This window comes from Planococcus salinarum (assembly GCF_007004625.1).
In the GTDB taxonomy this organism is placed as follows: domain Bacteria; phylum Bacillota; class Bacilli; order Bacillales_A; family Planococcaceae; genus Planococcus; species Planococcus salinarum.
This window is the reverse complement of sequence record NZ_VIFV01000038.1, coordinates 1-19566: the sequence shown is the minus strand read 5'-3', so window position 1 is coordinate 19566 and position 19566 is coordinate 1. Positions and strand designations below refer to the sequence as shown.

At 44.8% G+C, this 19566-nt stretch carries 23 protein-coding genes, 1 rRNA gene, 1 pseudogene and 2 other annotated features; of the genes and pseudogenes, 24 read left to right on the top strand and 1 reads right to left on the bottom strand.

What is annotated here, in order from left to right:
* The first annotated feature begins 132 nt into the window (after positions 1 to 132).
* From rrf to rplL, 24 genes are all read left to right on the top strand, one after another.
* Positions 133 to 248: ribosomal RNA gene (gene rrf, locus DIJ65_RS15130) — 5S ribosomal RNA — on the top strand.
* Positions 249 to 404: 156 nt separating this feature from the next.
* Positions 405 to 650: a hypothetical protein gene (locus tag DIJ65_RS15125; RefSeq protein WP_117303556.1), complete on the top strand. Its 246-nt coding sequence runs from the start codon at positions 405 to 407 to the stop codon at positions 648 to 650.
* Between the two features lie 161 nt (positions 651 to 811).
* Entirely contained in the window at positions 812 to 1279 is a 468-nt protein-coding gene (locus DIJ65_RS15120; protein ID WP_117303558.1) for a CtsR family transcriptional regulator, read from the top strand.
* Between the two features lie 14 nt (positions 1280 to 1293).
* Positions 1294 to 1827, top strand: coding sequence for a UvrB/UvrC motif-containing protein (locus DIJ65_RS15115; RefSeq protein ID WP_117303589.1), 534 nt, complete (start codon positions 1294 to 1296; stop codon positions 1825 to 1827).
* Complete coding sequence (locus DIJ65_RS15110; protein ID WP_117303560.1) at positions 1817 to 2917, top strand: protein-arginine kinase McsB; 1101 nt, start codon at positions 1817 to 1819, stop codon at positions 2915 to 2917. Before DIJ65_RS15115 ends, DIJ65_RS15110 begins: the two co-directional genes overlap by 11 nt.
* A complete protein-coding gene (gene clpC, locus DIJ65_RS15105) occupies positions 2914 to 5352 on the top strand; it encodes an ATP-dependent protease ATP-binding subunit ClpC (RefSeq protein WP_117303562.1) in 2439 nt (812 codons plus the stop codon). Before DIJ65_RS15110 ends, clpC begins: the two co-directional genes overlap by 4 nt.
* A gap of 67 nt (positions 5353 to 5419) precedes the next feature.
* Positions 5420 to 6796, top strand: a complete 1377-nt coding sequence (gene radA, locus DIJ65_RS15100; RefSeq protein ID WP_117303564.1) for a DNA repair protein RadA — start codon at positions 5420 to 5422, stop codon at positions 6794 to 6796.
* A gap of 97 nt (positions 6797 to 6893) precedes the next feature.
* Complete coding sequence (locus DIJ65_RS15095) at positions 6894 to 7994, top strand: PIN/TRAM domain-containing protein (protein WP_117303566.1); 1101 nt, start codon at positions 6894 to 6896, stop codon at positions 7992 to 7994.
* 20 nt (positions 7995 to 8014) lie between these two features.
* A complete protein-coding gene (gene ispD / locus DIJ65_RS15090) occupies positions 8015 to 8710 on the top strand; it encodes a 2-C-methyl-D-erythritol 4-phosphate cytidylyltransferase (protein WP_117303568.1) in 696 nt (231 codons plus the stop codon).
* Positions 8707 to 9189, top strand: coding sequence for a 2-C-methyl-D-erythritol 2,4-cyclodiphosphate synthase (gene ispF, locus DIJ65_RS15085; protein WP_117303570.1), 483 nt, complete (start codon positions 8707 to 8709; stop codon positions 9187 to 9189). The genes ispD and ispF overlap by 4 nt, the downstream gene beginning before the upstream one ends.
* A 58-nt stretch (positions 9190 to 9247) precedes the next feature.
* Positions 9248 to 10711, top strand: a complete 1464-nt coding sequence (gene gltX / locus DIJ65_RS15080) for a glutamate--tRNA ligase (RefSeq protein ID WP_117303572.1) — start codon at positions 9248 to 9250, stop codon at positions 10709 to 10711.
* 42 nt (positions 10712 to 10753) lie between these two features.
* Positions 10754 to 10969 (top strand) — a binding site (T-box leader).
* Between the two features lie 51 nt (positions 10970 to 11020).
* The gene (gene cysE / locus DIJ65_RS15075) at positions 11021 to 11683 is read left to right on the top strand and encodes a serine O-acetyltransferase (RefSeq protein ID WP_117303574.1); all 663 of its coding nucleotides are present in this window, start codon (positions 11021 to 11023) and stop codon (positions 11681 to 11683) included.
* Positions 11680 to 13080: a cysteine--tRNA ligase gene (gene cysS, locus DIJ65_RS15070; protein WP_117303576.1), complete on the top strand. Its 1401-nt coding sequence runs from the start codon at positions 11680 to 11682 to the stop codon at positions 13078 to 13080. The genes cysE and cysS overlap by 4 nt, the downstream gene beginning before the upstream one ends.
* A gap of 4 nt (positions 13081 to 13084) precedes the next feature.
* Positions 13085 to 13504, top strand: coding sequence for a Mini-ribonuclease 3 (locus tag DIJ65_RS15065; protein ID WP_117303578.1), 420 nt, complete (start codon positions 13085 to 13087; stop codon positions 13502 to 13504).
* Positions 13501 to 14253 carry a 23S rRNA (guanosine(2251)-2'-O)-methyltransferase RlmB gene (gene rlmB, locus DIJ65_RS15060; protein ID WP_117303580.1) on the top strand — a complete coding sequence of 251 codons (753 nt, stop codon included), beginning with the start codon at positions 13501 to 13503 and terminating at the stop codon, positions 14251 to 14253. The genes DIJ65_RS15065 and rlmB overlap by 4 nt, the downstream gene beginning before the upstream one ends.
* A 5-nt stretch (positions 14254 to 14258) precedes the next feature.
* Positions 14259 to 14768, top strand: a complete 510-nt coding sequence (locus tag DIJ65_RS15055; RefSeq protein ID WP_117303582.1) for an NYN domain-containing protein — start codon at positions 14259 to 14261, stop codon at positions 14766 to 14768.
* Positions 14769 to 14803: 35 nt separating this feature from the next.
* Positions 14804 to 15490, top strand: a complete 687-nt coding sequence (gene sigH, locus DIJ65_RS15050; RefSeq protein ID WP_185959571.1) for an RNA polymerase sporulation sigma factor SigH — start codon at positions 14804 to 14806, stop codon at positions 15488 to 15490.
* A gap of 70 nt (positions 15491 to 15560) precedes the next feature.
* Positions 15561 to 15707 carry a 50S ribosomal protein L33 gene (gene rpmG, locus DIJ65_RS15045; RefSeq protein ID WP_117303585.1) on the top strand — a complete coding sequence of 49 codons (147 nt, stop codon included), beginning with the start codon at positions 15561 to 15563 and terminating at the stop codon, positions 15705 to 15707.
* 56 nt (positions 15708 to 15763) lie between these two features.
* The gene (gene secE / locus DIJ65_RS15040; protein ID WP_058382186.1) at positions 15764 to 15949 is read left to right on the top strand and encodes a preprotein translocase subunit SecE; all 186 of its coding nucleotides are present in this window, start codon (positions 15764 to 15766) and stop codon (positions 15947 to 15949) included.
* A gap of 111 nt (positions 15950 to 16060) precedes the next feature.
* Positions 16061 to 16594, top strand: coding sequence for a transcription termination/antitermination protein NusG (gene nusG, locus DIJ65_RS15035; protein WP_117303587.1), 534 nt, complete (start codon positions 16061 to 16063; stop codon positions 16592 to 16594).
* Positions 16595 to 16758: 164 nt separating this feature from the next.
* On the top strand, positions 16759 to 17184 hold the full coding sequence (gene rplK / locus DIJ65_RS15030; protein ID WP_071152149.1) for a 50S ribosomal protein L11: 426 nt from the start codon (positions 16759 to 16761) through the stop codon (positions 17182 to 17184).
* Positions 17185 to 17290: 106 nt separating this feature from the next.
* Complete coding sequence (gene rplA, locus DIJ65_RS15025) at positions 17291 to 17989, top strand: 50S ribosomal protein L1 (protein ID WP_071152148.1); 699 nt, start codon at positions 17291 to 17293, stop codon at positions 17987 to 17989.
* Positions 17990 to 18031: 42 nt separating this feature from the next.
* Positions 18032 to 18181: a sequence feature (ribosomal protein L10 leader region), on the top strand.
* A 33-nt stretch (positions 18182 to 18214) separates the two neighbouring features.
* The gene (rplJ, locus tag DIJ65_RS15020) at positions 18215 to 18715 is read left to right on the top strand and encodes a 50S ribosomal protein L10 (protein ID WP_071152147.1); all 501 of its coding nucleotides are present in this window, start codon (positions 18215 to 18217) and stop codon (positions 18713 to 18715) included.
* Positions 18716 to 18773: 58 nt separating this feature from the next.
* Positions 18774 to 19136, top strand: coding sequence for a 50S ribosomal protein L7/L12 (gene rplL, locus DIJ65_RS15015; RefSeq protein WP_071152146.1), 363 nt, complete (start codon positions 18774 to 18776; stop codon positions 19134 to 19136).
* 246 nt (positions 19137 to 19382) lie between these two features.
* Here the strand turns inward: rplL and DIJ65_RS15010 are convergent.
* Positions 19383 to 19566 (bottom strand): annotated as a pseudogene (locus tag DIJ65_RS15010) (IS110 family transposase); the annotation flags it as partial.

Below are 19566 nucleotides of genomic sequence, written 5' to 3'. Positions count from 1 at the left end.
CGCTTTGTGCGCGAATTGTTTCGATGTCGTTTATCCAGTTTTGAAAGAATAAGATAAAGTTTTTTTAAAAAAAGCTTGAATTAATCGCCAGAGATGGTATGATAAGTCTTGTCTTTCAAAAAGAATAATCAGTCCAGTGACGATGGCAAAGAGGCCACACCCGTTCCCATCCCGAACACGGCAGTTAAGCTCTTTTGCGCCGATGGTAGTTGGGGGTCTCCCCCTGTGAGAGTAGGACGCCGCTGGGCATCCAAAGAAAGACCGTTACCGCGAAAGCGGTGAGGGTCTTTCTTTTTTGTTGATTGAAAATTTTTAGGAATAATATTTCGAAAAATATTTAGATGATTTTGTTAGTTGAGATTAAAAGAACTTAGAAGAGGGAAAATAAAATTGAGGTGGTAGAAATGAAGTCTGGTATATATAGAGTAGAAACTATTGATAAGAGAACGGCGTTATTAAAGTCATTGGATGAAGATAATGAACAATACACTTTTCCTGTAAGTGAATTTACTCATGAAGTCTCAGCTGGGGATGTTGTTGAGATTTGGCTTGAAGGAACTCAGTGGAGAACGAAATATCTTGAAGAGAAAACCAAGTCAATACAAAGTCACCTGAAGGATTTTAAAAAGCGCATGTTTGATGAAGAATAAGATGAAGATAAAAAGGTGTTCCCAGGTTAAAATCTTCTGGGAGCACCTTTTTAAGATTTATTCAGAACATACTATTTGAATTATATAAAAAGCTTACGCTATAATTAAGTCAAATATAGTCAAAGTCAACTTTAAGTACATGGAATGAAGAGGTGAATGCGATGCGTAACATTTCCAATGTAATTGAAGGTTATTTAAAGCAAGTTATCGAATTAAGCGATAGAGAATATATTGAAATAAAAAGAAGTGAGGTAGCGGAGAAGTTTCAATGTGTACCCTCACAAATCAATTATGTAATTAATACCAGGTTTACCCCTGAGAGAGGTTATTTGGTTGAAAGTAAACGAGGTGGCGGTGGCTATATTCGAATTAAGCGTATTCGTCTTCATCAAAAATCTGATGTAATCACAGGAATTATACAGCATTTGGAAAATGGTGCTACTCAAAATATGGCTGAAGATATTGTGTTCCGTCTGTTAGATGAAGACATTGTAACAAAGCGAGAAGCAAAAATGATTTTAAGTGCTATCGACCGTTCTACACTCCTCTTAAGTTTGCCATTGAGGGATGAAGTTCGAGCACGTATTCTTATTGCTATGTTATTCACAATTCAATTTCAGTCAAATTAGCGGGGAGTGGTATGATGATTTGCAGTCAATGTGGAGAACGTCCTGCATCTGTATTAGTGAAACAAAAAAGAAACGGACAACTCATAGAGAGGCATTTATGCCATGTTTGCGCAGCGGAAAACCATAGCCTGAATTTAGCGTTCGAACAAGATCCACTTGCTATTCATCAGTTGCTTTCTAATTGGTTCCCCACTCAATCGCCATCTGTAAATCCTTTTAAAAAGGAGGTTTCAGTCTGTCCTTCGTGTGGATTTACATTTAATGATTCCTTGAAATTGGGGAAATTCGGATGTGCAACCTGCTATGATGCATTCGAATCAAATCTGGAGGAGATTTTTAAACGCCTCCATAATGGAAACACTGAACACACCGGCAAAATTCCAGCTTCATATGGAAGCACCTTAAAGTTAAAAAAAGAGATCGAAGAATTGAGAAAACAACTGAAAGTTTCTATAGAAGCTGAAGAATTTGAAGAAGCAGTAAAGTTGCGGGATCAGGTTCGAGAATTGAATAAAGAGCTCGAAAGGGGTGCTACTCATGGCGATTGATCGTTTTTTAGTACCAAAAGCGAGTAGTTGGATGGCAAACAATGGAGAAAATGCGGATATTGCCATGAGTACTAGAATAAGGTTAGCGCGAAATCTAAGAGAGTTTAAATTTCCCTATGCTTTTACGGAAGATGAAGCACTAAAAGTCGATAAAGCTGTATCATCTGTTCTGGTTGATAAAGGAAAAGATTTAAGCCTGGAATTTACACATATAGATATACATGAAATTTCGCAGCTGCAGAGGGAATTATTAGTGGAAAAACATTTGATTAGTCCCCACCTGGCTGCTGGAATGCATTCTGGCTCTGTTTTACTATCTAAAAATGAAGAACTGAGCATTATGATAAATGAAGAAGATCATTTACGCATTCAAAGTTTGCAATCAGGTTTTCATTTACAGGAAGCATATCAAACTGCTGATCAATTAGATTCAATGTTAGAACAGAGTTTACAGTATGCATTTCATGAAAAGTTTGGCTATTTAACCAGCTGTCCTACCAATACAGGTACAGGCATGAGAGCTTCGGTGATGCTGCACTTGCCTGCTCTTACAATGTCGCAGCAAATCACTCGCATTATTCCTGCTATTTCACGCTTAGGAATGGTTGTGAGGGGTATCTATGGAGAAGGCAGCGAAGCTTTGGGGAATGTCTATCAGATTTCCAACCAATTGACACTTGGAAAATCAGAATATGAGATACTTCAGGATCTGCAGAATATGACCGAGCAGATTATTGAACAGGAACGTCGAGCACGGGAAGCGATTCTAACTAATTCGCCTTTAAAATTGGAAGATCGTATTTACCGGTCGCTCGGAACCCTCACGTATTCCAGGTTATTAACGACTGAAGAAGCGGCTAAGTGTCTTTCAGATGTCCGTTTAGGAATAGACTTAAAGTTGATAGAGAATATTGATATGTCCATTTTGAATGAGTTGATGATTTTTATGCAACCTGCGTTTCTTCAGCTTTATTCAGAAAAGCCATTGTCAGCAAATGAGCGAGATGTCACCCGGGCGAAGCTTTTCCGGGAACGCTTGAAACAAGAATACAAAATTAACGGAGATAAAGAAGGAGAGGATTCTGTATGATGTTCAACAGATTTACACAAAGAGCACAGAAGGTTCTTCAACTGGCTCAAGAAGAAGCAATTCGGATGAAGCATGAATCTATCGGAACAGAACATATTTTGCTTGGTTTAATTCGTGAAGGCGGCGGAATTGCAGCTAAAGCCTTAGAAGCGATTGAAGTAAATACGCAATTGATTGAAGAAGGTGTTACTGAACTTGTAGGGATTGGAGAAAAAGATGTAGGACCGATTGTGCATTACACTCCGAGAGCAAAAAAAGTTATTGAATTATCGGTGGATGAATCAAGAAAACTTGGTCACTCCTATATAGGCACAGAGCACTTGCTGTTGGCGCTTATCCGTGAGGGTGAAGGTGTAGCTTCGCGTGTACTTGGTAATGCAGGAGTCAGCCTTAACAAAGCCCGCCAACAAGTCTTGCAATTGCTTGGCAGCAATGAGCAGGCTTCTACGGGGAGCAGTCCGAATGCAACAGCCAATACACCTACATTGGATGGGTTAGCCCGTGACTTGACGCAAGTAGCACGTGAAGGCAGTCTTGACCCTGTCATCGGCAGAAGCGACGAAATTACGCGAGTAATTGAAGTGCTAAGTCGCCGGACTAAAAACAATCCAGTGTTGATTGGGGAACCAGGTGTAGGTAAAACAGCAATCGCAGAAGGATTGGCCCAACAAATTGTGAATAATGAAATTCCAGAAACTTTGCGTGATAAACGCGTCATGGTACTGGACATGGGAACAGTTGTCGCGGGGACGAAATATCGCGGGGAGTTTGAGGACCGCTTGAAAAAGGTAATGGATGAAATTCGCCAGGCAGGTAATGTAATCCTGTTTATTGATGAACTTCATACATTGATTGGTGCTGGTGGTGCAGAAGGAGCGATTGATGCTTCCAATATTCTTAAACCGGCATTGGCCAGAGGCGAACTGCAATGTATCGGTGCTACAACTTTGGATGAGTACCGCAAATATATCGAAAAAGATGCAGCTCTTGAACGGCGCTTTCAACCAATCCAAGTGGATGAACCTACTGTAGATGAATCCATTCTGATTATTAAAGGACTTCGGGATCGTTATGAAGCGCATCACCGTGTGAAAATCACAGATGAAGCGATTGAAGCTGCAGCGAAGATGTCTGATCGTTACATCTCAGACCGTTTTCTGCCGGACAAAGCTATTGATTTAATTGACGAAGCGGGTTCAAAAGTAAGGCTTCGTTCATATACCACTCCACCGGATCTTAAAGAAATGGAAACAAATCTTGAAGCTGCACGTTCAGAAAAAAATGAAGCAGTACAGAGCCAGGAATTTGAAAAAGCGGCTTCTCTTCGCGATGCAGAACAGAAGTTGAAAGACCAGCTGGAGAAAACCAAGAAAGAATGGAAAGAAAAGCAAGGCAAGGAAGAGTCTGAAGTGACTGTTGAAGATATCGCGAAAGTCGTATCCATGTGGACAGGCATCCCGGTATCAAAACTGGCTCAGACTGAATCCGATAAATTATTGAATCTGGAAGAAATTCTTCACGGGCGTGTAATTGGCCAGAATGAAGCCGTTACTTCCATTTCGAAAGCGATAAGACGTGCTCGTGCAGGATTGAAAGATCCGAAACGTCCGATTGGGTCATTTATCTTCCTGGGACCAACAGGTGTCGGTAAAACAGAATTGGCACGGGCTTTGGCTGAATCGATGTTTGGAGACGAAGAAGCGATGATCCGTATTGATATGTCGGAATACATGGAAAGACATTCGACTTCCCGTTTGGTCGGTTCACCTCCGGGGTACGTCGGTTATGATGAGGGCGGCCAACTGACTGAGAAGGTCCGCAGAAAACCATATTCTGTAGTTCTTCTTGATGAAATTGAAAAAGCGCACCCGGACGTATTCAATATCCTTTTACAGGTATTGGAAGATGGACGCTTAACAGACTCAAAAGGCCGACGCGTCGATTTCCGCAATACAGTCATCATTATGACTTCTAACGTTGGGGCAGAAGAATTGAAGTACAATAAATATGTCGGTTTCAATTTGGAAGATACTAAAACTGATTACAAAGATATGAAAACGAAGATGCTTGCGGAATTGAAAAAAGCCTTCCGTCCGGAGTTCCTTAACCGGGTTGATGATATGATTGTCTTCCACTCTCTTGAAAAAGAGAACCTGCGCAAGATTGTGACGTTGATGACAAAACAACTGGCTGATCGTCTGAAAGAGCAAGATATCAATCTTGAATTGACTGACGCAGCTCTTGATAAGATTGCGAAAGAAGGATACGATCCAGAGTATGGGGCACGTCCGCTTCGCCGGGCACTGCAAAAGCATGTCGAAGACAGATTGTCTGAAGAGCTCTTAAAAGGAACAGCGCTTGCGGGTCAGCGCATCATCTTTGATGTGGAGAATGATGAATTTGTCGTTCGAACAAATGAACCTGTAAAGAAATAAGCAATAAGATATTCCGCTCGCCGGAGAAATTTCCCGGCGAGCGGTTTTTCATTAGAAGGAGGAGCACATGGCTAAGAAAAAAACAAAATTCGTATGCCAGTCGTGTGGATACGAATCGGCGAAATGGATGGGGAAATGTCCGAGTTGTGGAGTTTGGAATCAAATGACCGAGGAAGTTGAGATGGTTGTTCCCAAAGGAACGCGAAGCACTTTTCAGCATACGGCTGCGGCGCCGCAGAAGGCGACGCCCATTAATTCAATTGAAACACAAGATGAACCGCGGGTTGAAACAGAACTCAGTGAATTAAACCGAGTGCTTGGAGGGGGCATCGTTCCTGGCTCACTCGTACTGATCGGTGGAGATCCTGGGATTGGGAAATCGACATTGTTGCTTCAGGTTTCGGCAATGCTGGCCACAAGCGGCAGCAAGGTGCTTTATATCTCCGGCGAAGAATCCGTTCGCCAGACAAAACTTCGAGCCGAGCGTCTTGATGCTTCTTCCTCCAATTTGTATATTTACGCAGAAACCAATCTGGAATTGATCAACCACACAATTGATGAAGTGAATCCCGATTTCGTTATCGTGGATTCAATACAGACGGTTCATCACCCAGAAGTTACTTCCGCTCCCGGCAGTGTTACACAAGTCCGTGAAAGTGCGGCGGAATTGATGCGTATCGCCAAGACGAAAAATATTGCAATTTTCCTGGTTGGCCATGTTACGAAAGAAGGCCAGATTGCAGGGCCGCGGATTCTTGAGCATATGGTGGACACGGTGCTTTATTTTGAAGGGGAGCGCCATCACACCTACCGGATTTTGCGAAGTGTGAAGAACCGGTTTGGTTCGACGAATGAAATCGCGATTTTTGAAATGCTGCAGAGCGGGTTAAAAGAGGTGCTCAACCCTTCCGAGCTGTTCCTTCAGGAGCGCTCAAGCGGAGCGGCAGGATCGACAGTTGTTGCTTCAATGGAAGGTACACGGCCGATTCTGGTGGAAATCCAGGCCCTGGTTACACCCTCCAGCTTTAATTATCCGAAGCGCATGGCGACGGGGCTCGATCAGAACCGTGTCTCTTTACTGATGGCAGTGTTGGAAAAGCGGATGGGTATGCTGCTCCAGGCACAGGACGCTTATATTAAAGTGGCTGGCGGAGTGAAGTTGGATGAACCTGCAATTGATTTGGCCGTGCTTGCGAGTATTGTCTCGAGTTACCGTGATATTGCTCCCAACGGTTTTGATTGCATCATCGGTGAAGTTGGTTTGACTGGTGAGGTGCGGCGCGTATCCCGGATCGAACAAAGAGTGCAGGAAGCGGCGAAACTTGGTTTTAAACGGGCAATTGTTCCAAAATCCAATATCGGTGGCTGGGATTTTCCGGAAGGCATTCGAGTTGTTGGTGTAGAAACAGTCAATGATGCATTAAAAGAGATTTTTCCACAATAAGGGGCTTTTAGCCTCTTTTAGCTTTTTTATCGGTACAGGGTCTTAACAGCGTTTTGTAAATGTTATGTGTATAATTGAGAAGGAGGAGGTGGGACATGTGTTAAAAAGAATTATTCAGGTTTTATTTTTATTGATTGGTGCAACTGTCGGGCTTATATTCTTACCTTATGTTTTTGAACTCATACCTATGCTCGATAACCCATGGATAAATAACACAATTGTTTCGACAGTTGTGGGAGCTTTAGTGTTCTTCTTACTATCATTATTGTTTGCGGATACGCTGGTCCGTTTCATGAATTGGATGGAAGAAAAATTGCTGCACGCGCCGACACCGGACCTGCTGTTCGGTACAGTGGGACTGATTATCGGATTGATCGTGGCGTTCCTTATTGGTTTTGCCTTAAGTACAATCGACATTCCGCTAGTTGCGACTGCTGCTCCAATAATTCTGTCGGTCGTTCTTGGATATCTCGGCTTCCAGGTCGGTTTTCAGAAGCGGGACGAGATGTTGGGCATGCTGACTCCATCTAGGGTTGCGCTGAATGCGAAGAAAAATGAAATTGATGAGGAAATCGTAGCAGCTTTGCCGCCCAAAAAAACAGGCTATAAATTATTGGATACGAGTGTCATCATCGATGGGCGGATTGCAGATATTTCCGCTACTGGTTTCATGGAGGGCATATTTGTCGTGCCGCAATTCGTGTTATCGGAACTGCAGCATATTGCGGACTCTTCGGACACGTTGAAACGCACAAGAGGTCGCCGCGGATTGGATATTTTGAAGCGGCTGCAAAGTGAACGTGAAGGTGCAATCATGATTACGGAAGAAAGCTTTGATGAAGTGGCGGAAGTGGATTTGAAACTGATGCGCGCAGCCAAGAAAATGGGCGGGCAAGTCGTAACGAATGATTTTAATTTGAATAAAGTCTGTGAACTTCATAATGTACCGGTGCTGAATATCAATGATTTGGCGAATGCGGTAAAACCGGTCGTCATTCCTGGTGAAGACATGCATGTTGTCGTCATCAAAGACGGCAAAGAACAGAATCAGGGCGTTGCCTATCTGGATGATGGGACGATGATTGTCATTGAAGACGGGAAAAAATACATCGGTGAAGCAATCGATGTAACGGTTACAAGTGTGCTGCAAACTTCTGCAGGGCGCATGATTTTTGCGAAACCGCGAGGCGGTAAATGATTGATAAAAGGATGTAAATTATGAAATATACAGTTGTCCTGCCTGCTGCGGGAAGCGGCAAGCGGATGAAAGCGGATAAGAATAAATTGTTGTTGGAGTTATTCGATAAACCGATATTTGTTTATACTCTGGAAGTTTTTCAGCGGGATCCCGATTGCGAAGCAATTTGGCTTGCCGTAAAAGAAGAAGAGAGACCGCTGATGGAGAAGTTTGTGAAGGAATATGATATTGCGAAAGTGAAAGGGTTTGCTGTTGGCGGGACCGAAAGACAGGATAGCGTCAGAGCCTGTCTCGATATGATTCCACCTTGTGATGTCGTTCTTGTCCATGACGCTGCGCGCCCTTTCATCGATTCTGAAGTAATTGGACGTCTTGTAAAAGAAGCGGCCGATTCGGGTGCAGCGATTGCAGGCGTCCGGGTAAAAGATACAATCAAAAAGGCGGAGTCCGGGATCATTACGGAAACCGTTGAGCGTGAGAATTTATGGGTTATCCAGACGCCGCAGGCATTTAAGTATTCATTGATAAAAGAGGCGGCGACAGCAGCTTCTGAGGCAGGATTTCTTGGAACCGATGAATCCATGCTGGTCGAACGGCTGGGGCATCCGGTAAAGATTATTGAAAGCAATTATGAAAATGTGAAAATGACGACGCCGGATGATTTGATTTACGGCAAGGCAATCTTGGAGAGTCGCCGACAGGAGGAACAGCAATGATTCGAATTGGACAGGGATACGACGTTCATCAACTGGTGGAAGGCCGACCATTGATTTTGGGAGGTATTGAAATTCCCCATGACAAAGGCTTGCTTGGCCATTCAGACGCCGATGTGTTGCTGCATACAGTCACGGATGCAGCACTTGGTGCGATCGGCGGAGGCGATATCGGCAAGCATTTCCCGGATACCGACCCGGAATTCAAAGATGCCGATTCCCGCAAGCTTATGACGCATATATGGAAGTATGTAAAGGAACAGGGATACGAACTCGGTAATGTGGATTGCACGGTGATTGCACAAAAACCGAAACTGGCACCATACATTGAACAATTACGCGAATCCATTGCGGGTTTATTGGAAGCGGATGTTTCGCAGGTAAATGTCAAAGCAACGACGAATGAAAAGCTGGGATCCTTGGGGCGCGAAGAAGGAATCGCCGCACTGGCCGTGATTCTGTTGGTGGAGCGCAAAGTTTAAAGGATCCACAAGGAATGATAGAATAGCACAAGACAATAGTTTCTTAGGAGGAAATCTAATGACACAAGAAATACGCGTACGCTACGCTCCAAGTCCGACTGGTCACTTACATATCGGCGGAGCCCGGACAGCTCTTTTCAATTATTTATATGCACGCCATCATAACGGGAAATTCATCGTTCGCATCGAAGATACGGACACAGCCCGCAACATTGAAACAGGAATCGAATCACAGTTGGACAACCTGAAATGGTTGGGCATCGATTACGACGAATCCGTGGATGTCGGCGGCGATTATGGCCCTTACCGTCAAATGGAACGTTTGGATATTTACAAAGGCTACGCGGATGAAATGCTGGAAAAAGGCATGGCGTTCAAATGTTTCTGTACATCGGAAGAGCTGGAAGCAGAGCGCGAAACACAAAAAGCGGCCGGCATTGCAGCCCCTCAATACAGCGGTACATGCCGCAACCTGACGGCTGTAGATGTAAAAGAGCGGGAAGATGCAGGCAAAACCTACACAATCCGTGCGAAAGTGCCGGCTGACATTACGTATAAATTCGAAGACCTGGTTCGTGGACCGATTTCATTCGAATCAAAGGATGTCGGTGATTGGGTAATGGTAAAAACCAACGGCATCCCAACTTATAACTTCGCGGTTGTCATTGACGATCATTTGATGAAGATTACACACGTCTTCCGCGGCGAAGAGCATTTGTCGAATACGCCAAGACAACAGATGATTTACGATGCATTTGGTTGGGATCATCCAACATATGGTCATATGACGCTTATCATCAATGAAGAGCGCAAGAAACTGTCGAAACGTGATGAGTCGATTCTGCAATTCATCTCTCAATACAGAGAATTGGGTTATATTCCGGAAGCCCTTTTCAATTTCTTTGCATTGCTCGGCTGGTCGCCTGAAGGGGAAGAGGAGATCTTCTCAAAAGAAGAGTTGATCAAAATCTTTGATGCCAACCGGTTGTCGAAATCACCTTCCATGTTCGATAAGCAGAAATTAACGTGGATGAATAACCAGTACATCAAACAGATGCCGCTTGAAGAAGTGGTTGAGCTAGCAGTGCCGCATTTGCAGAAAGCGGGCAAATTGCCGGAGACGATGGACGCGGAACAGCAGGACTGGGCACAGCGCCTTGTCGCTCTTTACCACGACCAACTGAGTTTCGGAGCGGAAATTACAGAGCTGTCGGAACAATTCTTCTCCGACGATCTTCATTATGGCGAAGAAGAGAAAGAAGTGCTCGCCGGCGAACAGGTACCGGAAGTGATGGCTTCCTTCAAAGAACGTCTGGAAGCGCTCGATGCTTTTGAACCTGCTGAAATAAAAGCGGCAATCAAAGCAGTCCAAAAAGCGACAGGACACAAAGGCAAAAACCTCTTTATGCCGATTCGCGTTGTGACGACTGGCCAGACGCATGGTCCGGAATTGCCGGATGCAATTGCGCTGTTGGGCAAAGAGAAGACAATTGCACGCGTGGCACAATACGCAAGTGCATAAGATTGACTTATAGAACCAAACGTGTAAAATGAATTTACTATCAGAAAATCGTTGACGAGAAGAAGTACATGCAGCATGCCCTCCAGAGAGGATCATCACCGGCTGAAATTGATCCGGGCCGCTGCCGCATGGAAATGCCTCTCTGAGTGCTGAGTCGAATCAAGTAGACCAGACGTTTCATCTGCGTTACAGGTGCCGAGAGAAAAAGGGGAATCCCTTTTTAATCAGAGTGGAACCGCGCAATCATGCGTCTCTGTCAATTTATTGACAGGGACGTTTTTTATTTTGCAGTAAAAGGAGTTGAGTCAGATGTTGAAAGCATTGAAAGAAGATGTGAAAGTTGTTTTTGAGCAGGACCCGTCTGCAAGAAGTTATATGGAAGTGATTCTAACCTATTCGGGCATACATGCAATCTGGGCTCATCGCCTGGCGCATTTCTTCTTCAAAAATAAGTTGTTTTTTCTGGCACGGGTCATTTCGCAGATGAGCCGCTTTTTCACTGGGATAGAAATCCACCCGGGCGCCGTCATCGGACGCAGGTTCTTTATAGACCACGGGATGGGTGTAGTAATTGGAGAAACTTGTATCATCGGTGATAATGTCACCATCTTTCAGGGAGTTACCTTGGGTGGGACCGGCAAGGAAAGCGGAAAGCGCCATCCGACTTTGGAAGACAATGTACTGGTCGCAACAGGTGCGAAAGTGCTTGGATCCATTACGATAGGTGAGGGTTCGAAAGTTGGAGCGGGATCTGTTGTATTGAAGAATGTGCCGCCGAATTCAACGGTGGTAGGCATCCCGGGGAAAATAGTCATCCAGGACGGGGTAAGAATTAAGAATAACCTGAACCATCAGGATATGCCGGACCCTGTGACGGATATCTGCAATTCATTGGAAATGAAAATCGCAGAACTCCGACGTGAAGTGGAGATTTTAAAACAAGCCAGGAAGAAAGAAGGGAATGCCGAATGACTATCCAGATTTTCAATTCACTGACACGCACCAAAGAAACCTTTGTTCCGCTTGAAGAGGGAAAGGTCAAGATGTATGTATGCGGTCCAACTGTCTATAATTACATCCACATTGGCAACGCCCGGCCGGTGATTGTTTATGATACGGTACGCAGATACCTCGAATACCGGGGATTTGATGTAAAATACGTCTCCAATTTTACGGATGTGGACGATAAACTGATCAAAGCTGCCAATGAACTCGGGCAGACCGTGCCTGAAATTGCCGAACGTTTCATCAAGGCTTATTTCGATAATACAGAAGCACTCGGCTGCGCAGTAGCCGATGTGCATCCGCGTGTGACGGATCATATGGCACAGATCATTGAATTTATTGAAGCGCTGATTGAAAAAGGATTTGCCTACGAATCGCAGGGTGATGTCTATTACCGAACCCGTAAATTCGACGGTTACGGCAAGCTGTCGCATCAATCGGTCGACGAGCTGAAGGTCGGCGCAAGAATTGAGACTGGCGACAAAAAAGAAGACGAATTGGACTTTGTGTTATGGAAAGCGGCGAAGCCGAATGAAATTTCCTGGAACAGCCCATGGGGCGAAGGGCGCCCGGGCTGGCATATCGAGTGCTCGGTCATGGCACGCGAACATCTCGGCGATACGATCGACATCCACGCCGGGGGGCAGGATTTAACATTCCCGCATCACGAAAACGAGATTGCGCAGTCGGAAGCATACACAGGCAAGCCGTTTGCCCGTTATTGGATGCATAATGGTTATATCAATATTGATAATGAAAAAATGTCGAAGTCCTTGAATAACTTCGTGTTGGTGAACGACATTCTGAAAAACCTGGATCCACAGGTGCTGCGTTTCTTCATGCTGTCGGTGCATTACCGCCATCCGATCAATTATTCCCAGCAATTAGTGGAAGATGCGGTTGCCGGACTGGAGCGTCTGCGGACTGCCTACGCAAACCTGAAGCATCGGTTGGGCGTATCCGCAGGACTCGGAGACCATTCCGATATCTGGCTGGCGAAAATCGAAGAAATCAAACATGAGTTCATTGTAACGATGGATGATGATTTTAATACAGCACACGGAATCTCGAAGCTGTTTGATTTGTCCCGTCTGGCCAACACTTATCTATTGGAAAAACAAACTTCAGCTGAAGTATTGGAGACGTTCCTTGCAGTGTTTGATGAATTGGCAGGTGTGCTCGGTTTGCCTTTCAGCCAGGAAGAAGAGTTGCTGGACGCTGAAGTAGAAGCTTTATTGGAAGAGCGTATCGAGGCACGTAAAAACCGTGACTTTGCCCGAGCCGATGAAATCCGTGATTTGTTCAAGGAAAAGAACATTATTCTGGAAGACACTGCTCAAGGCACGCGCTGGAAGAGGGGGTAAGGGGTTGAATCAATTACGTTATCAGGATGTCGACCAATTGAATGCTCTTGCCCTCGCCTATATGGGAGATGCTGTTTATGAGCAGTCGGTCCGTGAGCATCTGCTGCGCTCGGGAAGAGTCAAGCCGAATACACTGCACCGGATGTCGACGACTTTCGTGTCGGCGAAAGCCCAGGCAGTCGTACTGAAGCGATTGACAGAAGAGGGTTTCCTGTCAGAGCAGGAATTGGCAGTCATGCGGCGCGGCCGCAATGCCAAATCGGGTTCGGTACCAAAAAACACCGATGTCCAAACCTATAATTTCAGTACCGCGTTCGAAGCGGTGCTCGGCTGGAACTATTTAAAAGGCCACATGGAGCGGGTAACCGAAATCATTTCATACGCCATCGATGTAATAGAAGAGTTGAAAGGAGTGATCAAATGAGCGAGGAATTAGAGTCTGAGATCATTGGGGGCAAAAATCCCGTGCTCGAAGCATTGCGGGCAGAGCGGGATATCAATAAAATCTGGGTTGCAGAAGGCGTCCAGAAAAGAAGCATTGCTGAACTTTTGCAGCTGGCAAATGATAGGAAGGTTATCGTCCAGTTCGTGCCAAAGAAAAAAATCGACGGCCTGACCGATTCGAATCACCAAGGAGTTGCTGCGGCGGTTGCCGCCTATAATTACGCAGAACTTGATGATCTGTTCAAAGTGGCGGAATCCCGCTCGGAAGATCCCTTCTTCCTGATTCTCGATGAACTGGAAGATCCGCACAATCTGGGATCGATTATGCGGACGGCGGATGCGGTCGGCGCCCATGGTTTGATTATTCCGAAACGCCGTGCAGTCGGGTTGACAGCGGTCGTGGCGAAATCGTCGACCGGTGCCATCGAACATATTCCGGTGGTGAGGGTGAATAACCTTTCGCAGATTGTTGATGAGCTGAAAAAGCGCAACGTCTGGATCGCTGGAACTGATGCGAAAGAATCGGTGGATTACCGGAAGATGGATGCTTCGTTGCCGCTGGCTGTTATCATCGGCAGCGAAGGCAAAGGCATGAGCCGCATCCTGCGTGAGAAATGTGATTTCCTTTATCAGCTTCCTATGGTCGGCCATGTAACTTCCCTGAATGCTTCGGTGGCAGCCAGCCTGCTCATGTACGAAGTCTACCGGAAGCGTCATCCAATGGGTTAAGCGATATGAATATTCTGCTGGTTGATGGATATAACATCATTGGAGACTGGGTGGAACTAAGGGAATTGAAGAAGGACAAGCTTGCCGATGCCAGGGATCGGCTGATTGAAAGAATGGCAGAGTACCGGGGCTATAAAGGATGGCGGGTCATCATCGTTTTTGATGCGCATCTGGTGCCTGGCATTGAGGCCAGGAATCTGAAGTCGGATGTAGAAGTCATTTTTACGAAAGAAAGCGAAACAGCTGATGAACGGATTGAGAAGTTGGCGGTCAGCCTGAATAACCGGCGCGATCAGATCTATGTGGCAACTTCGGATTCTACGGAACAATGGGTGGTTTTTGCCAAAGGGGCGCTTCGGATCTCCGCCCGGGAACTGGAAATTGAAGTGGAGGAAATTCAAAAAGAAATTTCCAGAAAAGTAAAAGAAATTCAAGAGCAACAAGGGATTTCAAAGATTGCATTGCCAACGGAAATTGCGGAAATATTTGAAAAATGGCGGCGTGGTTTGAAATGATAGGTTGACGCTCAATTTTCGGTTCCTGTATACTGATGATATTGAAGGTTCGCGCGACCGGAGGGATAACCGTGGGAAATCAGGAACAAGTTCAAGCCCGGCGATTTATGGATATGACAGATGAAGAACTTGTCAGTTTGGTCCACGAAGGAAATACCGAAGCATTGGATTTTCTGATTAATAAATTTCGGCATTTCGTTCGAATGAAAGCCCGTTCTTATTTTCTGATCGGAGCTGACAAAGAAGATATTATTCAGGAAGGCATGATTGGCTTGTATAAAGCCATCCGTGATTTTCGCAGCGATAAGCTGTCTTCATTCAGGGCATTTGCAGAATTATGCATTATTCGGCAGATAATCACTGCCATCAAAACTGCAACACGCCAGAAACATATTCCGTTGAATTCTTACGTGTCTCTGGACAAGCCGATCTATGACGAGGAATCTGACCGTACGCTGATGGACGTTCTGACAGATAACGGGGTTGATGATCCGCAGCAGCTGATGATCAATAATGAAGAGTTTATGTATATGGAAGAAAAAATGGGTGAGGTGCTCAGTGAACTTGAGCGCGAAGTGCTCGCATTGTATCTGGACGGCCAAACCTATCAGGAAATATCAGAAAAACTGGAGCGGCACGTCAAATCAATCGATAACGCATTGCAGCGGGTCAAAAGAAAACTGGAGCGGCATCTGCAAACAGATGAAAGCCGCACCTCCTGATGTTCTGTTGACATGAAAGTTTTAAGGTGATAACCTTGAAAAAGCTGCAAACTCGAATAGGGTGAGGTAAATGGCTAAAAAAATCGTTTTAAGCTGCTCGAAATGTGCATCCCGCAATTATACGGTTCCAGCAAGAACGGAATCCAGCACACGTTTGGAACTTAATAAATTCTGTGCTCATTGCAATGGGCATACCGTGCATAAACAAACGTTATGAATTTAAGTGAATGCCGAACGAGATAGAGTGATTTAAACTTCGGAGGTTTTTGGACAATGGGTAACATTGGCGATTTCTTTAAAAACGTCGTTTCGGAAATGAGAAAAGTAAGCTGGCCTAAACGTAAGGAATTGACACGCTACACAATCGTCGTTCTTTCCACTGTTATCTTCATGGCACTTTTCTTCGCATTGATCGATACAGGCATCTCGGAATTATTCCGTTGGTTCCTAGCGCTTTAAAGGTATGGAGCGCGCAACAAGAATAATGCATAAAAAATAGCCCGTCATTCTACTGGAACGGGTTTTTTCATTTGGAAAAAAAGGAGGGATGGACGTTCAGTCCGTGCGATTATGGAAAAGAATTGGTATGTAGTCCACACGTATTCCGGCTATGAAAATAAAGTCAAAGCCAATTTGGAAAAACGTGTTGAAACAATGGGCATGCAAGATAAGATCTTTCGCGTCATCATTCCCGAAGAGCAGGAAACTGATTTCAAAGATGGCAAAAAACGCACTGTAATGCGCAAAACATTCCCGGGTTATGTACTGGTCGAATTGATCATGACAGATGAATCCTGGTATGTGGTCCGTAATACGCCAGGGGTTACCGGATTTATCGGTTCTTCAGGCGGTGGAGCAAAGCCTACACCGTTGCTCGATGAGGAAGTTGATTTTATTTTGAAACAGATGGGCATGACAGAACGCCGTGTCGACATCAACTTCGAAGTCAGCGACGTCGTCGAAGTTATGGAAGGACCATTTGCAAACTTCCAGGGCAAAGTGGAAGAGATCGACGAAACAAAAGGGAAAGTAAAAGTTTCCATCGATATCTTTGGCCGGGAAACAAAAATGGAGCTTGATTTCGAACAGGTTCAAAAAGTATAAAAGCCACTTGCTATTCCGTTTCATAAGTGGTATTATTTCATAGGTCAGACTGTCCTAGGACAATCTGTACAATTTAGCTAATTCTATCAACATAGTTGACAGACAGATATTGAGTGGGAGGGGAAACCCTATTACCACATCACGGACTTAAGGAGGTGTGTTTCGTGGCTAAAAAAGTAGTTAAAGTTGTAAAATTGCAGATTCCTGCAGCAAAAGCAAACCCAGCGCCACCGGTTGGTCCAGCATTGGGTCAAGCAGGTGTCAACATCATGGGCTTTTGTAAAGAGTTCAACGCACGGACTGCTGAACAAGCAGGGCTGATCATTCCAGTTGAGATTTCGGTATTTGAAGACCGTTCATTTACATTCATTACGAAAACTCCACCCGCAGCAGTTCTTTTGAAAAAAGCGGCTGGTATTGAATCAGGTTCAGGCGAACCGAACCGTAAAAAAGTAGCGACTGTTAAACGCGACCAAGTTCGCGAAATCGCAGAAACTAAAATGCCAGATCTAAATGCTGCTTCAGTTGAAGCTGCAATGTTGATGGTTGAAGGTACTGCTCGCAGCATGGGCATTACAATCGAAGACTAATCTAGAAGTTGTTTTTGGATGGGTTGCGCAAGTTCGTAAAGGGCTGCGCAGCCTTTAATCGTGGGAGGTCTAAGACCGCTCGACCACAACAAGGAGGACGTTTAAAATGGCTAAAACAGGCAAAAAGCTGCGCGAAGCAGCAAAGTTGATCGACCGCACGAAATTTTACGATGCTAAAGAAGCGATTGAACTTGCGAAAAAAGCAAGCACAGTAAACTTCGATGCAACAGTGGAAGTTGCTTTCCGTCTTGGAATCGACCCGCGTAAGAACGACCAGCAAATCCGTGGTGCAGTAGTGCTACCAAACGGAACTGGTAAAACTCAAAGCGTGTTGGTATTCGCTAAAGGCGACAAGCTTAAAGAAGCTGAAGCAGCTGGCGCGGATTTCGTAGGCGACGCTGAATATATCCAAAAAATCCAACAGGGATGGTTTGACTTCGATGTAATCGTAGCTACACCGGACATGATGGGTGAAGTAGGTAAAATTGGTCGCGTATTGGGACCAAAAGGCTTAATGCCAAACCCTAAAACAGGTACTGTTACATTTGATGTAGCAAAAGCTGTTCAGGAAATCAAAGCTGGTAAAGTGGAATACCGTGCAGACAAAACGGGTATCATCCACGCGCCAATCGGGAAAGTTTCTTTTGATGACAGCAAACTTGCTGAAAACTTGGAAGCAATCTATGATGTAGTTCTTAAAGCTAAGCCGTCGGCAGCTAAAGGTACGTACATCAAATCACTTAACGTTACAACTACAATGGGACCTGCTGTAAAAGTAGATCCATCAAAAGTTGTCGTTAAATAATTTATTGACATCACACAAGATCCCGGCTATAATAGCGGAGTTGTGAAATATACGTTTGTACCGCAGACAGCAGGGGCGCCAGTCGCTTAAATTATCCCTGCCGAGGACATGATGAACTCAGATAACATCTTTATTGATGCTGATTTTATGCCTCTGTGTCTGTAATGGACCAGGGGCTTTTCTTATGGAAACGGTATAAATGGAAAATCTATGGGAGGTGCCAAAATGACAAAAGCAGTTGAAACGAAAAAAGTTGTCGTGCAAACAATCGCTGAGAAATTCGGCTCTGCAGCTTCTGTAGTAGTTGTTGATTACCGCGGTTTGAACGTTGCGCAATTGACAGAACTTCGTAAACAGCTTCGTGAAGCGGGCGTTGAGTTTAAAGTTTACAAAAACTCAATGACTCGCCGTGCTACTGAAGTACACGGCCTTGAAGCGATCAACGAACACTTTACAGGTCCTAATGCTATCGCATTTTCGAACGAAGATGTTGTAGCGCCGGCGAGAATCATCAACGATTTCGCTAAAAAGAACGAAGCGCTTGAAATTAAAGCGGGTATTATCGAAGGAACTGTATCTTCTGCGGAAGATATTAAAGCCTTGGCAGAACTTCCATCACGCGATGGTCTATTGTCTATGCTACTCAGCGTACTTCAAGCTCCAATCCGCAACTTTGCTGCAACAACAAAAGCAGTTGCAGACCAAAAAGAAGAACAGGGCGCTTAAGCAGTACATCGCTTAACGCAGCAACAAAAAAATTACCTAATCATAGGAGGAAATTATAATGACACAAGAACAAATCTTAGACGCAATCAAAGAAATGACAGTTCTACAACTTAACGACCTAGTAAAAGCAATCGAAGACGAATTCGGCGTAACTGCTGCTGCTCCTGTAGCTGCAGCTGCTGGTGGCGGTGCTGCTGCTGAAGAAGAGCAAACTGAATTCGACGTAATCCTTAACTCTGCTGGCGATCAAAAAATCAAAGTAATCAAAGCAGTACGTGAAGTTACTGGCCTAGGATTGAAAGAAGCTAAAGCACTAGTTGACGAAGCTCCTAAAGCAATCAAAGAAGGCGCTACTAAAGAAGAAGCAGAAGAAATCAAAGGCAAACTTGAAGAAGTTGGCGCTGGAGTAGAAGTTAAGTAATTTTTTGAACTTGATAGAAATGCAGAAAAAGCTCGTCAGTGTATACCGACGAGCTTTTTCTTCTTTTTAATTTTAAATTTCATCGCCGTTGGCTGATTAATGTAAGACCTGCGGTAGTATGTCAACTGAAAAATAAATGATTATGAAGTTATCAAAGGTCGATTTTGTGGAAAAAGACCGCAAGAAACTAGACCAGTAAACAACTACCATTTACTGGTAATTAAGAAAGGCGCTCAATGACGTAATTTACGTCATCGCTTCACGCCCCTTTCCCGGCGTAAAGAGTTGCTGGCTGCGTAGTAGCGCATCCACCAAGCGCACGAGTTTCCTTGCGGTCAGGACGAGTGCTCGTTTGTGCTGATGTTTCGGCACCTCACGGTATTTCTTTTGGTAAAAGGCTTCGTATTCAGGAACCTGGGTCCTGACCCGG

What these genes read in the sequence shown, in the direction of transcription:
- gltX (WP_117303572.1), top strand. Translation starts at nt 9,248, where the DNA reads ATGACACAAGAAATACGCGTACGCTACGCTCCAAGTCCGACTGGTCAC.
- nusG (WP_117303587.1), top strand. Translation starts at nt 16,061, where the DNA reads ATGGAAAAGAATTGGTATGTAGTCCACACGTATTCCGGCTATGAAAAT.
- DIJ65_RS15110 (WP_117303560.1), top strand. Translation starts at nt 1,817, where the DNA reads ATGGCGATTGATCGTTTTTTAGTACCAAAAGCGAGTAGTTGGATGGCA.
- secE (WP_058382186.1), top strand. Translation starts at nt 15,764, where the DNA reads ATGGGTAACATTGGCGATTTCTTTAAAAACGTCGTTTCGGAAATGAGA.
- clpC (WP_117303562.1), top strand. Translation starts at nt 2,914, where the DNA reads ATGATGTTCAACAGATTTACACAAAGAGCACAGAAGGTTCTTCAACTG.
- DIJ65_RS15125 (WP_117303556.1), top strand. Translation starts at nt 405, where the DNA reads ATGAAGTCTGGTATATATAGAGTAGAAACTATTGATAAGAGAACGGCG.
- DIJ65_RS15120 (WP_117303558.1), top strand. Translation starts at nt 812, where the DNA reads ATGCGTAACATTTCCAATGTAATTGAAGGTTATTTAAAGCAAGTTATC.
- cysS (WP_117303576.1), top strand. Translation starts at nt 11,680, where the DNA reads ATGACTATCCAGATTTTCAATTCACTGACACGCACCAAAGAAACCTTT.
- rplJ (WP_071152147.1), top strand. Translation starts at nt 18,215, where the DNA reads ATGACAAAAGCAGTTGAAACGAAAAAAGTTGTCGTGCAAACAATCGCT.
- ispD (WP_117303568.1), top strand. Translation starts at nt 8,015, where the DNA reads ATGAAATATACAGTTGTCCTGCCTGCTGCGGGAAGCGGCAAGCGGATG.
- rlmB (WP_117303580.1), top strand. Translation starts at nt 13,501, where the DNA reads ATGAGCGAGGAATTAGAGTCTGAGATCATTGGGGGCAAAAATCCCGTG.
- DIJ65_RS15055 (WP_117303582.1), top strand. Translation starts at nt 14,259, where the DNA reads ATGAATATTCTGCTGGTTGATGGATATAACATCATTGGAGACTGGGTG.
- rplA (WP_071152148.1), top strand. Translation starts at nt 17,291, where the DNA reads ATGGCTAAAACAGGCAAAAAGCTGCGCGAAGCAGCAAAGTTGATCGAC.
- rplL (WP_071152146.1), top strand. Translation starts at nt 18,774, where the DNA reads ATGACACAAGAACAAATCTTAGACGCAATCAAAGAAATGACAGTTCTA.
- cysE (WP_117303574.1), top strand. Translation starts at nt 11,021, where the DNA reads ATGTTGAAAGCATTGAAAGAAGATGTGAAAGTTGTTTTTGAGCAGGAC.
- sigH (WP_185959571.1), top strand. Translation starts at nt 14,804, where the DNA reads ATGATATTGAAGGTTCGCGCGACCGGAGGGATAACCGTGGGAAATCAG.
- DIJ65_RS15115 (WP_117303589.1), top strand. Translation starts at nt 1,294, where the DNA reads ATGATTTGCAGTCAATGTGGAGAACGTCCTGCATCTGTATTAGTGAAA.
- ispF (WP_117303570.1), top strand. Translation starts at nt 8,707, where the DNA reads ATGATTCGAATTGGACAGGGATACGACGTTCATCAACTGGTGGAAGGC.
- rpmG (WP_117303585.1), top strand. Translation starts at nt 15,561, where the DNA reads ATGGCTAAAAAAATCGTTTTAAGCTGCTCGAAATGTGCATCCCGCAAT.
- radA (WP_117303564.1), top strand. Translation starts at nt 5,420, where the DNA reads ATGGCTAAGAAAAAAACAAAATTCGTATGCCAGTCGTGTGGATACGAA.